Annotated in this window: 11 protein-coding genes; 1 reads left to right on the top strand and 10 read right to left on the bottom strand. The window is 64.4% G+C overall.

Annotation, left to right across the window (positions count from 1 at the left end; translation table 11 throughout):
- Positions 1 to 299 precede the first annotated feature (299 nt).
- Positions 300 to 437, top strand: coding sequence for a hypothetical protein (locus AB0K52_RS22000; protein WP_363535425.1), 138 nt, complete (start codon positions 300 to 302; stop codon positions 435 to 437).
- A gap of 125 nt (positions 438 to 562) precedes the next feature.
- Here AB0K52_RS22000 and AB0K52_RS21995 read toward each other — a convergent pair whose 3' ends face one another.
- The 10 genes from AB0K52_RS21995 to AB0K52_RS21950 form a co-directional block, all read right to left on the bottom strand.
- A complete protein-coding gene (locus tag AB0K52_RS21995; RefSeq protein WP_363535422.1) occupies positions 563 to 1,183 on the bottom strand; it encodes a hypothetical protein in 621 nt (206 codons plus the stop codon).
- Positions 1,184 to 1,369: 186 nt separating this feature from the next.
- Positions 1,370 to 1,966 carry a hypothetical protein gene (locus tag AB0K52_RS21990; RefSeq protein ID WP_363535419.1) on the bottom strand — a complete coding sequence of 199 codons (597 nt, stop codon included), beginning with the start codon at positions 1,964 to 1,966 and terminating at the stop codon, positions 1,370 to 1,372.
- A 1,668-nt stretch (positions 1,967 to 3,634) separates the two neighbouring features.
- Complete coding sequence (locus tag AB0K52_RS21985; protein ID WP_363535417.1) at positions 3,635 to 4,204, bottom strand: hypothetical protein; 570 nt, start codon at positions 4,202 to 4,204, stop codon at positions 3,635 to 3,637.
- Positions 4,205 to 4,236: 32 nt separating this feature from the next.
- On the bottom strand, positions 4,237 to 4,662 hold the full coding sequence (locus AB0K52_RS21980) for a hypothetical protein (protein WP_363535414.1): 426 nt from the start codon (positions 4,660 to 4,662) through the stop codon (positions 4,237 to 4,239).
- Positions 4,663 to 4,727: 65 nt separating this feature from the next.
- A complete protein-coding gene (locus AB0K52_RS21975; protein WP_363535411.1) occupies positions 4,728 to 5,741 on the bottom strand; it encodes a nucleotidyltransferase in 1,014 nt (337 codons plus the stop codon).
- 143 nt (positions 5,742 to 5,884) lie between these two features.
- Positions 5,885 to 6,889 carry an ImmA/IrrE family metallo-endopeptidase gene (locus tag AB0K52_RS21970; protein WP_363535408.1) on the bottom strand — a complete coding sequence of 335 codons (1,005 nt, stop codon included), beginning with the start codon at positions 6,887 to 6,889 and terminating at the stop codon, positions 5,885 to 5,887.
- A gap of 44 nt (positions 6,890 to 6,933) precedes the next feature.
- On the bottom strand, positions 6,934 to 7,839 hold the full coding sequence (locus AB0K52_RS21965; protein ID WP_363535405.1) for a hypothetical protein: 906 nt from the start codon (positions 7,837 to 7,839) through the stop codon (positions 6,934 to 6,936).
- A gap of 34 nt (positions 7,840 to 7,873) precedes the next feature.
- Positions 7,874 to 8,854 (bottom strand): hypothetical protein, encoded by a 981-nt coding sequence (locus AB0K52_RS21960; protein ID WP_363535403.1) that lies wholly within the window; start codon positions 8,852 to 8,854, stop codon positions 7,874 to 7,876.
- 908 nt (positions 8,855 to 9,762) lie between these two features.
- Entirely contained in the window at positions 9,763 to 10,560 is a 798-nt protein-coding gene (locus AB0K52_RS21955) for a hypothetical protein (protein ID WP_363535400.1), read from the bottom strand.
- A 459-nt stretch (positions 10,561 to 11,019) separates the two neighbouring features.
- Positions 11,020 to 15,357, bottom strand: coding sequence for a tetratricopeptide repeat protein (locus AB0K52_RS21950; protein WP_363535397.1), 4,338 nt, complete (start codon positions 15,355 to 15,357; stop codon positions 11,020 to 11,022).
- Positions 15,358 to 15,369: the final 12 nt, after the last annotated feature.

The raw sequence follows: 15,369 nt of genomic DNA, 5'->3' as shown, positions 1-15,369 counted from the left end.
AACTACCCGAACGGCTACACCTGCCACTTCCCGCGCCCGGGCTGGGTCCTGCCCGCCCGCACCGCGACCACCGACTGACACACCCGTCGACGCCGCGGCGCTGGTCGAACGGGACGATCCGGTGAGCCGCGGAGCACGGTCGCGTTCCAAGGCATCGACGTGACGCCTCTTCGACCGTGGCGCTTGCCGAACGAGCCGAAAACAGCTCTGGCCAGTCGATGAATCGACCGGCCCGAACAGAGATATATTCACATCTTTATTTATGTTGTCGGGCTGACAGGACTTGAACCTGCGACCCCTTGACCCCGAAGAAGATCGTTGAGCACATCGAAGCCAACGGGCTCGGCTTCGACGATCTCCTCTTCTGGTACGACCCGCCGAACCGAGCAAGCCCTTCACGCAAGAACAAGCGGCCACCATCAACGACGGCGGGATGACCTTGACATTCATCCACGGGGACACGGAGATCGAGATAAGCCCGGAAGAGCTTGTCATCGGTGCCGCGGCAAACGCGGGCGATGGGGTTGTGCAGCTTCGCGCGAGCGACCCGGAAGGGTGGCCGCTAGACCTCTAAGGCCTGACTCCAGAGGGTGATGTTCAGCCGCCCTTCGGCGCTCGCGCCGTTCCACGACAGGGAGTCGACGGTGACGGAGGCGAGGTTTCCGTCGGAGGTGTACAGGCAGCCCTCGTCGGTCGTGGGGTCGCTGGGGTTCGCGGGGAGCTCGAGATAGGTGCCGGTCCCGATCCCGTCGGCGCATCTGGCGGCGTCCTGGCTCCCGCCGGCGACGACGGTGGTCGAGGAGGAGGTGAACCCGTACGCGTACCCCCAGTATCCGCCGCCGCACGAGGACCAGGTGAGGTCGGCCCAGTCCGCGTACTCGCCGTGGACGGTGGACGCGGAGCTCCCGCCGTCGTCCAGGTCGAATTGCAGCTCAAGGCATTCGCCGTCCTGCCAGGTGTTCGGCAGCGACACCTGGTAGGTCTGGACCTGCTCCCAGCTGGAGGTGTCCGCGGATTCGGTCTCGAAGCCGTCGCCGCCGTACCATCCGCCGGTGCCGGTGGCCTGCGGCGTGTTCGGGTCCTGCTGTGCGGCCTGCCGCAGCTGCATGATGGCGACCACCGCGCTCACCACGCCAGCCGCGGTGCCCAGGAAGAGGACAAACCTGGAGGACTCCCTGCTCATGAGCTGAGCGTAACGACCTCATGCCCAGTAAGGAGTCCGCATGCCGATCTACTGCGCCCCAACGAATCCCGATATTTCCGTGAAACCTCGACATTTCTCGCGGCAACTGTCGACTATCCGACAGCAGCTGCGCTGATTGCTGCGCGCTGCTGGTGGAGCGGATCGGTGGACACAGGGACCGAGTACTCATCGCTCGGATCGTTCAAGCCAGGCGGTGAACGACTCCGGCCCGGTGACGCCGTGGTCGAGCACCGCGGTGTAGACGTCGTAGCTGGTGACCTTGGCGCCGTAGTCCGGATTCGCCGCCCAGGCCTGCTTGATCGACAGGATCGCGACCCGGGCCTCACGGGTCAGCCGCGAGGGGAGGGACTCGAGGTGCGCCAAGTCCGGCTGCCGGTCCGGTTCGTCAACGAACCAGATGTCGAGGTTCCAATCATCCCCGGCCGGCGAACGGTACTTGACGCCCAAGTACAGGCCGTCCGGGTAGGCCGGGTCGACGTTCCAGTGCCCGGTGTCGTCACGGAGGCTCACCGCCCGCACCCGCGGGTGCCTGACCAACTCAGCGCCGGTCCGGGCTACCGCGTCCGCGGTCGCGTCGTCGAGCGCGTTGCAGACGACGGTGATGTCAAGGTCGCGGCGGACCATGAGTCCCAATGCGGCGCTCCCGACCCGGACCGGCTCGCCAACCGCCGCCAGGCGCCCGAGTCCGAGGTGCTCATAGACGGCCTCAACCTCGGCCTGCAACGCGTCCTGCTGCTTGAGCAGGTCCTCTGCAAACGTCATGCTCCGATTATCTCCCTGCTCTGCCAGCGAGCCCGGTGCGTCACTGCCGTCTTTCGAAGTCGAAGGCAATGACCGTGTTACACAGCGTCGTCGGGAGTTTCCAGGAGCTCTCCCGAAGCAATCCGCTGCCGAACCTCCATACCTTTAGCGCGCATCACAGCTTGACCTGAAACTCATGGTTGACCATCGCGTGTGGTTGGTGTGGGCGATGAGCTGAGGGTGGGTGCGCAGGCTCTTGTCGTCGCGGCAGGAGACGCTTCGACAGCGGGCCATGGGAGCAATGCGGGCGGCATGGGCCGCTGAACGGCGGCCAACCCGGCAGGTGAAATCGGGTTTCGGTCAAGGCCCGCCACTGGGAGGATGTCCCATGTGAGTGACCGTAAAGAGACCTCTCACCTGTGCGGCCTGCTCCACGCCCGACCTCGTGGCGAGCAGGAGGCGGCATCGAGCGCTGATCGGTTCCGGCTGACGCCCAAGGATTGGCGGTCCACCGCATGAGTCGTCCGCTCGACACGGCAGCCACCGCTCCCTCTACGTCGACGCCCAACAGCAAGGAGGTCGCCGCCGCTCTGACTTCGCATTGGGGCTTGACGGGCGCGATCTGCTCCACGGTGAGGCTGGCCCTCATGTCCTCGGTAAGGAGATGCTTGGCGGTGTCGATCCCAGTCTTGGTCGGTCTCAGTACGGGCCAGGCGCGCGACGAAGGCAGCGTCTGGTTCCGTGTAGCCCGGCGGGTTGTCGCCGAGGCCGTTGGAGGTCCGTGGGTTCCAGCAGCATCAGGCGAGCGCTGTGGACAGTCGCCGGAGCCTCCGGTCTGGGGATTCGGACGCGGCGTCGCTGCCGAGGAAGACCATCGTGTAGCGGACGCCGCGTCGGGCGCGCGGCCACAGGTCTCGGATTTCATGCCGCCTCCACCTCCATTCACGCAACCGGCTCATATTTCGCCGGTTTCACAGAGAGATGGCCCTGCTAGTGGCTATGACGCGGCTTCCAGCAAAGCGGCGAGGGTTCCGCCGTTTGGGGGACAGGGGAGCAAGACTTGAACCAGCCGCCCCTTGGCAAACTGACAAATGGGCGAGGGCGGCTGAATGGAGTGCGTTTTGGCAGGTCATCGTCGCATCAACGCGGCAATTCCACTTGAATATGCCGCCGCTTTGCCGGTCGAAACATCGGTCTTAATGGCCTAGAGACGACGAATCCCAGGTCAGCAATTGTCTGCTGACCTGGGAATTTGTCGGGCTGACAGGACTTGAACCTGCGACCCCTTGACCCCCAGTGCTATTCGAACTCTCCTACCAGCAGCAACACGTCTACAGGCAACCCAGCCATACCTCGCCCGACCAGGCAATTCACCAACCAATATCAACCCGCTCATGTCCAGGATCATGGCCACGGGATCCAATATGGATTTACTGGCCATGGCATTCTCGACTCTGTGATGCTCCCTACTCTTTGGTGATCTCAGCTCCACACCGCCCAGAAGGACGTCATATGCCCGGCACTAACCCACTACCGGCCTTGGGGCGATTCCTGCGCCGAATCTCCAGTCCCACAGCGATGCCGTCGCACCGACACTCCATCGCCTCCACACCTCACACTAACCACGAACGCACTTGTATTGCCACTCAAGAACTTTTACCTACCAGTCGGTAACTCGCCCCTCAAGACTCAATGGACGCCAGCGCTTTCCTCACCCCGATTTTTCGAGTGGGTCTCTGCTGCCGCAGGATCTGGCAGGGCGCGAAGGATCCTACGCAAGGCGATGGGGGCTACGAGGCGGCGAAGTCCAAATCGGTACGTTATCGCCCGCTCGAGGACGACGATCGCGGTCTCCGGTGACCCGACACCGATGTCCCCCAGGACCATCTTATGCGGGGTGTCCGCAGGCCCTGCGCGCCATGCTTTGCTGCAGGCTGGCCCTGCGGTCGACCGCACTGCATGGAGGCATCTGACGTAGATCAGACCAGCTACCTTGTGTTCGGCGGTCACCCACGCGCGTGATTCTGCGAGCTGCTCTTGGAGCTGGTGTCCGGTCTCAGCCAGGTTTGCGAGCGTGGCGGGTTCATCGTCGACTCGGCGGCGGATTCGGTAGGGGTACTCGGCCCAGGAGACCAGGCTCTTGACTGCTTGGGCGTACCTCGTTCGGCGGGTCTCGGCGTTGGCTCGCAGGTTGGTCATGATCGCGCCGATGAGGGCGGCGAGTAGGCCTGAGCCGATGATTGCCAGGAGGATCGACATTGCCGGCGAGGGTGACGCCTGTCCGGCGTCGGTCACTGACGGGTCCATCGGTCTCTTTCCTGGTGCATGCGGTCGGTGCGGATCGGATGGGCGGTGGCTCTGTCACCGTGCGGGGCGTCTTCACAGGGCCAGGCGCCGGTTCGGCGCCACCGCTCTTCGAACCACAGGTGCTTGTGCACCAGTGTGACCAACGGCTCGAGGCCGTCATCGGGCAGCCACCGGAGAGCGGGGTGGTCGCGGCGGTATTGCAGGCAGAGGTCCCCGGTCGTGTTGCGATGCGCCCATGAGCGGTCTTCCCCGGAGCGGGGATAGGCGAGTGCTGTCCGCGCGTCGGGAAGGATCACCAGTCGGACCGCCTCGACTGGGTAGCCAGCCTGCGCCAGCCCGGGCGGTGGTTCGAGCGTCAATTCGAGGACGGCGGATCCGAGGCTGCCGGTGTGGCCGCTGGCGGCGGCCACGCCCCAGTTCTGGCGGGATTCCTTCAGATGTCTTGCGGCATCGGCGGGGTCCTCGATGACCGCGGTTAGCGGGTACGCCACGAGCGGACCGGTCGGTTCGGCTGGACGCCGTACACGGAGGTCACCACGCGGCCGGTGGACGAGATGCTGCCGCCCGGTGCGGCGGCGAAGACCTCGTCCTCGGTCTGGGGCTCCGGTTGGGGGAAGGGGTCGCCGAGGACAGCGCGCCAGATGTCAATGGCGGTGCCGTGCTCGTCGTCGCCGGCGAGGTCGATCGCCTCGCGGGCCTGCGTCGCGGCGGCGCTGAACGCCGCGGCGTAGGTGCGGCGGTCATTGTCAGTCCAGTCCGTGGAGAGTTCGTCGACGCCGGTTGGGTCGTACACGGGCTGGAGCACGGCCGCCGCGGCGTGCTCGAAGGTGTCGGCGAGGGCCTCAGCGTGGGACGTTTTGCGGGTGACGGCCTTGTAACAGAAGGACTCGATCGCGAGGCTGCTGATGCCGCTGATCGCGGCGTTGTTGTCCTTGAAGGTCTTGGCCATGCGGACCTGGCGGACGAAGACCCCCTTCGTGTCCAGGTTCCGCTCGGTGATGAGGTTCCGGAGGGCGCGAGTGTTGGACCATTCCCATTCGTCGGTCTTGCGGTTGCCGATGAACACTTCGGTCCCGTCCAGGTCTTCGAAGGCCGGGACCAGGTCGAACGTGAAGCGGCAGTCCGCGAAGGTGACCTGCAGGGCCTTCGGCGGCGCCTTCTCGGCGTCGAACTCGGTGTCGGCCCATTTCTCGCGGATCGCGGCCTCGATCGCGGCCATCGCGGCGGCGGGGCCGCCCTTCCCCGCCCCGAACCATTCGTCCCGGCACGACTCGTGGAGGACGATGACCATGTCGACGTCCTTGAGAGGCTTGCGCATCGTCTTGCGGGCGAAGCTGCCCTGGAGGAACGTCGTGGCAATGAGCCCTGCCGCGGCGAGGACTTCCGTGACCTCGCCGTGGCGTTCCTGGGCTTCCTCGCGCTCCTTCGGATCGAGGTTGAGTTCGTCGTTGAAGGCATCGAACGCCTGCTTCACGGTCTGTGCGGCCATGTGGTCGCTCCTTCGCTCCGACCAAGTGCGGCGCTGGGCGCGCGGTCGGCTGCGCTGGTCCCCGTCCGAAGAGCACGGAGTCGCGCCCTTCACCCTGGACAGACGACGTATCTCCAGCGCCCACACGCATCAGAAGCAAGTTTTCAGTGACAGTCGGCACATTCGTTGTTGTCGCCGTGGAACATGCGGAGCGGTAGAAGGAGGTTGCAGGAGGAGCACCTCCGCTCGGCGGTCTTCGGCCTGCACCCACATCGCCCGCACTGCGGGCAGGAGGGTTGTCCGCAGTGTTCGCAGGGCCGCTCGTACGAGACGAACTCCGCATCGCAGCCCGGGGTCGAGCAGACCCAGGCGATACCCCGGGTCGCCGATTGCCGTGACGGGAGGGAGAAGGATTCCCAGGGTGCGGAGTCGGTGACCGCGACCAGCAGCAGGTAGCCGTCCATCGGGGCAATTTGTGCGTAGAGCTCCTCGCCTTCAATGCCGTCCCGGTAGCGAATCCGAGCGCGCCCCCTCGCCCGGCCGCTTCGTCGGAGGGCGTCTCGAATGATCGGGACACGGGATTGGTCACTGGCTCGACGCAGCGGTGGCAGACCCTTGCTGGAAGAGAAGGAGACACGCCCGTCCGATTCGAGCAGCACCACGTGACCGGGAGCGGGCAGTGCCTGCGCAGCACGGACGCAAACAGCGGCGCGTGAGGCGCTGACAGATGACTTCCAAAGATCGACGACCGCGGGTGCCGTCGGCCCCGGTGCCTCCAAGTGGGCGGTGACGCGGTCGTCCGGAAGCAGGATCCTCGCCGCGAAGAGGTCGCATGCGGCCTCTTCGAGCATCACACCCTGGTCGGACTGCTCTTCGAGGCGGTCGCCGAGGTCATCGTCGGTGCGCTGAAGGTGGTGGCCGAATTCGTGCAGGACCGTGAACGCCCGTCGCCCCACGCTCGCGGCGGCCGCGATCACCAGTAGCGGTGGTTGAAGCTCATCGAGGTACATGCCGGCAACGTTGCACGCCGATTGTTCAGGGTCCAGCGCGTCGCTGTTGTCACTGACGATGCGGACGGCGACGCCGTGGTCGCTTGCGAGAACGTCGATCGGGTTGCTCGACAGCCTGGTCAGGCTGCCAGGGTGCTGTCGCTTCAGCAGGTCGATCATGTCGTCCGATTGCAACTGGACGACCTCACGGGGCGCGCGCATAACTACTCCAATGTGGCCTGGAAGTACCGCTCGAGACGTTCGTCCCACGCGGCGCGGTCCGACTGGCCCGTTTGCCGGTACGCCGGGGCGGCGACCGCGAACGCAGACTGCACCCAGGCCGACAGCTCGTCAATGCCCCGTTCGAGGGCGAGCCGTCCGACTTTCGCGCGCCATTTCGGACGGCTGATTGCCTGCACCAGGTCCGGAGGCGGGGCGGGGTTGGCGTTCAGCAGAGCCGAGAGACTCAGGCCCCATCGCCGCGCGAGGACCGTCGCTTGGCTCTGATTTATCGGGCGTTGTCCGCGAGCGATGCCAAGTGCATCCTGGGAGCTGATCCCAAGCTGCTCCCGCAGATCCCTTCGGTGCACTCCAGCAGCCTTGAGCATCGCCCCGAGGTCGCCGCTGCCAGTCGGGGCCCATGCGCTCGCGGCGAAGGTGCTGAAATTGTCGGCATGGCGGGCACGCGACTTGAACACAGGGTTGTTCAAGTTCACCGGATCACGACCGGTCCTGGCTCCGTTACGCAAGACCTCCTGTGGCCACGCGGGATCCTTCAGGTCGTACGAGATCTCGCCAACCGCGCGGTCGAGCACGTGCATCGGGACCTCGCGCTGCAAAGGCATCCACGCCGCCAAGGGGGTTCCCAGCGAACTCTGGTCCGGGGCGAGCATGAGGGATTCAGCGTCCACGTCCGGCGGGGCGATGTCGACCGGCAGCACCTCCACGGTCCCTTCGGAGACGCGGACGATCGCCGCGAGTTCGACCGTGTCGTGCCATCGCAGCCGCCATACCTGGTTCGGCCGAGGCTCTCCGGGGTCGCCAGAGAGGGAGTCCCGCAGGCTCTGCGGGATGCGGACCGACCCGGCCAGGCGGGACAGGCGGTCGGCAGCCGATTCAGATGGTCCCATCATTGATTCCCTACCGTGTTGGCAAACGCGTCCATCAGTCATCCTGCACTGACGACGTAACCCGGGTGCACAGGTCGAGCAGCCGCTCGAGCACTGCACCATAGTCCTCGTCGTCATGGGTGGCCAGCGCCAGCCGCTGCTTGAGCGCCCTCGCCAGCGCCACCGCTTCGGCGGACCCCAGTTGGGTGGCCGCCGCCCACCGGCTCGGGTCGTGGAGCACCGGTACGAGGGCGCGTTCCTTGGGGGAGAGTGCGGCGAACAGGTCATTGGCGTGTACCACCGCCCAGGTCCCCTCTGCCGGATTGTCGTCCGGGGTCGACTCCTCGTCGCGCTCGACCAGTGGCGGTGGTTCCAGTGGGTCGTTGAGGAGGTCGAAGCGGGCTTGCAGAAGCCTGGCCAGATCTTGTGTGCGGACGGCGCCGCGTGCTTTGCGGAGGATCGACTGCACGACGGTCAGCACCGCGTGTGCTGAGTCCTTCGATGTGGGGCCCGCCGTGTTCCAGGTGAGCACCTCGACGCCGCGGACGCTGAACGCAGCATCCTCGAGTTGTTCGAGGTCTCCTTGCCAGATCTCTCCTTCGAACTCCGTCAGGCACCACAGGTCGTTCGAGACATTGACGAATCGCTCGTCGTTCTTGAGGAGCGTCTCGTCGAGGCGGCGCCGGACCTTGCCGCGAGAGGTCCCTTTCGCCTCGTCTTTGAGGAAGTTCTCGATGGTCCGGAGCAGTAGGCGCTCGAACGCGCTGGCGTCGGCCGCCTTGGCGAGGCAGATGATGACGAACGGGTGGGACTCGCCGGGATAGTCCTTGTGCTCGCGAGCAAACATGCGGCCGAGCAGCTCATCGATGGCCTCGCCATCGGACCAGCTCATCCCGTCGGGCGCGGGAAATGAACACCGGGGCGAGCGGGTGTACTGACCGGCCAGCGCGCGGAGGAGCTCGATCGTGGTGCTGCCTGGAGCGCCTTGAACGCGGAGTTCTTCGATCGCCGCTTGGGAAAGCCCGGGCGTGATCATCCTCGTCGACCTCCTTTCCATTCAGGCCGTGAGGAGTCAAATGGGAGATCGACTCTAGACCAGGCTGGACCTGTTGACGGACTTCATACTTCGTAACTATGCGACTAAAGTGGTGGAATCAAACCAAAATCGCCCGTTCGTTCAACGGAAATGGCCGGTTCGGCTTACCCCAATGGGGTGACACTGAGCCTGGTGGGTCCGGAAGCTTTTTCATGCGTCAAAGGTATGTTCACACCCGTGCCGATGAACCGGTCTCGCACACTGTCGCTGCCCAATCTCAGCTTCTCAAGTAGCGACCGGGTCTGGCCCCCCAATCGGTGCTCTTGCGATATCTGGGCTCGCCGGGGGCGATCTCGAGGTCTCCGGTTCTCTTCCACCGAATGGCGACTGGGGGACAGGAGCGGCTGAGAATGCACGTCGCAGCAATGCTCCACCATATCCAAACGAACTGATCGGGACCGAAGGTCCCTTCCGCGGTCACGGTGATCGTCTACTGGCAGCAGTCTATGGATCGCCTACGCCCGAGTGAACGGAGTGCTCCAATACGGAGTCACCTGCTGGTTGCTCGCAACGAGGCCCAGGCACCGGCATGACCCATACGGTTTCTTGACGACGCGAGCCGGCGCGGCGTACTCCGTCAAGCCGGTCCGGCCCACCAGTTCCGGCATGCAAAACTTCAAGCGCACCTCACCCAACAGTCCATCCAGCCACTAGTTAGACAAAGCGTCGGTAGGACCCGGGCATTCGGCCCAGAATCTTAGCCACCACCAGCGCGAAGTCTCGATTGCCGTCTTCATCGTCCGACAAGCTCATGCTGAAAAGGTGGTGTGGCCATCGTCCTCCGGGTAGCTCATTGGCCAATCGAGACACGATCCAACGACCTCTTGTTCGATTGCGATGGGGTAGGGTCAGTCCCCGTCAGCCTCACGTGCTCCACGTCGCTCCTTGCGATGGAGTCGGTCTGATGGACCGGCTGCGGGACGCGAAAGGTAGTCAGTGATGGCCTGCTCCTTGCCGCGGAGGTACTCGACGAGACTCGTGAACGTCTGCTCCGATTGCCACCCGCAGCCGCCGCAGATGGTGGAGTCGAGCATGCCCATCTCCGGTTCGTCAACCATCTCCACATCTTCATCGAGCCGGTATGACCCACAACGGGGACAGCGCTCCGGTTCACCATGGTCGCGGCGATGAATCAGACGACCCAGCGCTGACAAGTAGTGAGCTGTCGCATCCAGCACCAGCTCCGCGTCGTCTGGCGTCGCGTGCGTGTTGTGTTGAAGCCACACGCTGAGGTCCCAGGTCTTGTCCGCGAGAGCCTTGATGTACGAGCGGACTCGGCCCTCACCCAGACGCTCCGCGAAGATGTTGCCCCAGCCCTTGAAGTCACTGTCCTTGGGCGGATCCTCAACCTCACCGACCCACTCGGCAGTCTTGTGATCCCGGACGACTGCGAGGAGCGCATCTCGACACTTGATGCCGACGGCTTGAAAGTCCTCGGACTCTCCCGCATCGTCCATGTCCGACAACGCCTGTTTGAAGCGCCGCCATGCGCCGGACACCCGTTCCTCTTCTGCCTCCGGAAGCTCCGCACGACTGCGTTCTGTCATGAAGATGCCGAGCCCGAGATGAAAGATCAGCGCCTGCTCGACCTCCGGGAAGTCATCCTGCGAGTAGAGGTTGGTGGGGTAGGTGATGAGATGACCCACCAGCGTGAGCGTTCACAGTGGACGACGTACATGTCGTGGACCCTGCCCATGACGCGACGGGAACCGACCTTCTGGACGAGCCCTGCTGGGTCGTCGTGCGACTGGCTGTTGACGTAGTCGCGGATGTACCGCGCCTCGTGCTCGGGCAGCTCGGGCAAACTCATCTCCTAACTCTCTCACGCTGCCGAGGACTGGGGCCGGGATCGGACCCCGGAAGCTCCGCAGCGCGTGAGGGGCCGCGTCGGGGCCGTGTCATGAGCTCTCGCCGGTCCTTCGAGCGCTCTCTGTGCTCCTCTCGCGACCTCCGCTCAGATCTACGTATTCGGGACTAACCAGTTCCTCGACCTCGCCTACGCCGTTCGCTCGACGGCGCCCGCCCCCAACGCGCACACCCCGTTGCGTCCCTCAACTGGCGTGCAATGGAATGCTGTGCCCGTTGCACGCTAGTTGAGGGACGCGCTACGTGGTGGCCAATGACGCACGACCGCAACAATGCTTGAATTTGCGAGGAGCTGGTGATTCGCACACGCATTTCGCATTGCGGGAAGGGGGCGTGATGGAGAGGCGCGATCGGGCAGCCACGAGGCTTCCAGAGTTGATCGCGGTAAGGAGAGGTCCGGGGTTGTCATAGGTCATGCCTGATAGATTGCGGCCGAAGGCAACTACGAGAGGTTGGGTGCGGCAAAGCCGGTACCACTTGGCGGTGAATCGCAGCGGCGCCGCGAAGGGCTTCTCGCCTTCCAGGGCCAGTGTGATCGAGGACCGGGTGAGGGTGCCGGGGAGTCTTGGTTCGATCGCATCGAACAGATCATCCAGGGTATGGGCTTTGTCGTCGTTGACCAGGTCGAGGAAGTTCGCGAATCCCCGTTGTTGCAGCCCTTGAAGCAGCAGGTCGATCGGTCCGTCTGGGGAGGCGCCCCAGCCTCCTTTGCAGTCGATGATGAGCACCGGGATGTCGTCGCCGAAGATGGCGCATTCGATTTCGAACCGAATAGTGTCTGGCGTGCCCTCCTCCGGGTCGAACTCGAAGACCGTTGAGGGGCAGCATCGGGTGTGCGTCAGCCGGAAGCGGACGGAGGCCGCGTCTGGTGGGTTGACGAGGATGAGATTGGCTTCCCCCGCGGAGGGGATCGGGAGGTGGCAGAGATAGCAGTCGAACGCCGGGGCATTTAGTGCGCGGATGCTGGCCTCGGGATGGTGCCCTGCCAGGCGCCGCAGAATCTCGGTGCTCACGTTGACGACGACCACACCTGACTCGGTGATGATGGAATTGACGCAGCCGTTGTCCGGGGGGAAGCGGGTGCTAGCGGCGGCGAGCGTGCCGGTGGCGGGTGGCGCGGCCGGATCGGCGAGCTCTGTGATGATGCGGAAGTCTTCGGGGATGAGTCCGAGTTCGGCACGGGCACCTGATTCGCGCAGGAACGCCTCTCCGGCTTCCTGCCACATGCCCACCCTCTCGAAGAATCGGCGCGCGGCACGCACCTCCTGAAGCGCGCGTTCATGGTCGCCTGTTGCGGAGAAGGCCCTGGCTAGGTTGGATCGGGCGAACGCCTCGGACCTGCGGTCCTTGCAGGCCTCGGCTTGTTCAAGGGCGGCCTGGAACTGTGGAATAGCGAGGTCAAATCGGCCCTGCTCGGCGAAGATTGAACCGAGATTGAACCTGAGTCCCGCCTCGAGCTCACCAAGCCCGAGCCCACGCGTCGCCTCCACCAGCCTCTCGACCTCGGACTTCGCATCTGCGACCTGGTCGGCGCTGATCTGGACTGTCAGCTTGTTGACGGCTATCGTCGTCATCATGTGCAGGTCGTTTCGGGCCTTGGCGATGGCGAATCCCGCTTCGTACGCTTCGAGCGAGTCGGTCGCTGCCTGCATCCGGGCGCCGATGTTCCCCTTGGCAAGGTAGCACTTCATGAGCAGATCGGCGCTGGTGAACGTCTTAGCGAGGTCGATCGCGCGGGAGACCGTCTCAAGCGCCCGGTCGTAGAGTTCGATGTGGCTGTATACGACAGCCAGCTCGCGGAGCGCGTTGGCCCGGGATTCGGCGGTGACGGCATCTGAGGGGGCGTCACAGACCTCCTTAAGGGACTCGGCGGCCAGTTGCAGCTGTCCGGACCTCATGAAGGCGAAACCGAGAGCCACGCAGAGACTTGCGGCGTCCTCGGAGGAGACTATGGGGCCGAGCAGCGACCGTGCCTCCACCAGGAGCTCGATCGCCTTCGTAATCTCGGCGGCGACGAGGAAATGCTGGGCGAAGGCCCGGATGACGCGTGCGTAGACGAGATTGTTGCCGCCGCTTCGGGCGATGTCGACAGCGAGCTGAAACTTGGTGCGCGCCTCGTCGATGTTGCCGGTATCGGTCTGAATCGAGGCGATGTTGGCTATCGACAGGGACGCAAATGCATCGTTTCCGATGGCGTGAGCGAGCTGATAGCAGTCGTGGAAGAGGCCTGCTGCGTGATGCCCGCCCTCGTGCTTTTCCTTTGCCGATGCAAGGAAGAACATCCCCGTCAGCTCAGTCTGGCGGTCACCGATTGACCGAGATATCTGAATCGATTGCTCAAATGCTTCGAACGAGGCTTGGGTCGCGGGTGTCTCCTGCAAGACTTCGGCGAGGCGAAGTTGCGATCGGGCTTCCTCCTGCAGGTCACCGACGGCACGAGCGCGTTCGATCTGCTGGGTGAGCTGCTTGCTTTCTGCCAGGGGGTCCGGTGAGGGGCGCCCGTATGCGAGGGATCGAAGGAAGGACTCGGTGGCGGAATTCGGAGTCTCGGTTGTATCGGTTCGGCCAACTCTTGCCGCGTTGCGGAGGTACTGCTCGGCCCGCCTGGCATCGCCGGTTCGTAGGTGGGCTACTCCTAGCAGGCGCAGGCAGTTGCGGACCTCATCGAGGGCCTCGATCTCGTTCCACCCACGCAGCACGCGCTTGAGCACGTAGATGGCATCAGTGACGTGCCCCAGCGTTAGGCGGATATCGGCATACAGGGTGCGGGTGCGAAACAGCAGAAAAGGATGCTCGGCCGCTAGGGACAGTGACTCGCATTGGTGGAGCGCGTTGACGGCGTCTTCGAACCTGCCTTCGCGAGAGGCGACATACCCGAGGTTGTAAGCGGCGATGGCCTCCCATTCTCGTTCCCCGGAGCGCCTGCCGGCGGTTTGGATGACTTCGCATGCCCGCGTGAGGTCCTCCCATTGGCATCGATGCGACAGGAGCGGAGCGAGTTCAGAGAACAGGAGTCCGACAAGGTCGGTGAGCTCATGGTCATCAGCGAGCCGGAGCAGCTCCGTCGCGGCTGCCCGGTGCTGCTCGAAATCGGCGATGGCACGGATATTGGACGGGGCAGGCCTGGTCATTTCCGCGTCGAGGTACCCAATCGCCTCCCGCATCGACTTGAGCAAGAACGCGTACGTGGCTGCGGCGTTGCCGACCATGCCCGCGGCAACCGTGCCCGGCAATGCCGCAACATAGTACTGCTGGAACCGATGGATCAGACCGTGCAGGCGGTATTGGTGCCCGGCAGGGTGTTCGACGAGGTTCAACTCGAAAAGATCGTCGAGGATCGCTTCGACCGTGGAGACCTCATCGTCGCCGACCTCGTTGACCTCACCGGCGTGCGCTGTGGCGATGGCGTACAAAGAGATCGCGGTGTTGGGTAGGACCCCGAGTGTGCGCATGACCGACCGGTGCATGTCCGGGAGATGCCGTGTGGCCTCGTCGAGAATCGCGAACATGTTCCGCTCGCCGACGGCGAGCGGTGCCACTCCACGGGCGGGATCGGTGACGATCGAGAGGTAGCGATCGATGTCGAGACTCGGCCTCGATGAGATGCGGGCAGCGAGGATGCGGGCAGCCAGAGGGTTACCCGAACTTGCCTCCGACAACCGTTCCAGTTGTGAATCAGTGGCGCGGCCGGTCGGGATAATGGAGCGCATCAGCGCCTGGGTTGCGTCCCTCGACAGCGCCTCCAGCTCGACGGAGGTGACGTCGGTGTCAGCGAGGCCGCTCATGCGAGTCCTGCTGGTGCAAATGACCGAGACGCCGCCGAGGGCAAGCACCTGCCGTATGGATCCCTCGGCCGGGTCTCCATCAATGACGATCAGCATCTGCTTGCCTTCGACGAGGCTTCTCAGCCTGGAGAGGTGCTGTCGTGAAGGCACCGGCTCGGGGAGAGCGGACAGATCGAACGCCGCCAGGAGCTCGGTGACGATGTCGAACGTCGCATCAGCGGTGCCGGGAGCATGAACGTAGATGGTGCCGTTTGGAAAGGAGGATGCGATCCGGTTTGCGATTTCGATGGCGAGCGTCGACTTCCCGATGCCCGGCGCGCCGTGAATATGGAGCAGCCGCGTCCTGGGGGTCGTATCGGTCGAAGGCACCCCCCAGTCGACGGCGAGAGCGAGCTCGGCATCTCTACCATGGAGGCAGGTTCCGCTGCTGGGCAATGTCGACAGCAGCGGCGTCCCTGCGCGGTTCCCGACCCGGCTCTCGTGGAGGTGCTTCATGCGGAGCAAGTCCTCATCCGGGTAGTCCTCCTTGTGCGCATCGACGAGCCGAGCGTGTGTCTGGCACAGGAGGACCAGGTTGGCGACGCTCCGCCGGTCCTCGGCGCTGAGGTCGGACTTGCCTCGTGGCCCATTTTCCACCGCGCCAATAATGTGAGCGACATCGCTCGAGACGAACGGGCGTCCTGTAGGGGCGAGCTGCACAACGGGGGACTGGCAGTCGGTGAAGGCGCATTGATTACCGCTGACCGCATAGAGCCACTTCTGTACCGCTAGTACGGGGTTGAGACGTCGCACTTGGCTACAGCT

The organism is Glycomyces sp. NPDC049804 (genome assembly GCF_040674615.1).
Taxonomy (GTDB): Bacteria; Actinomycetota; Actinomycetes; order Mycobacteriales; family Micromonosporaceae; genus Glycomyces; species Glycomyces niveus.
This window is presented reverse-complemented; position numbering and strand designations above follow the sequence as displayed.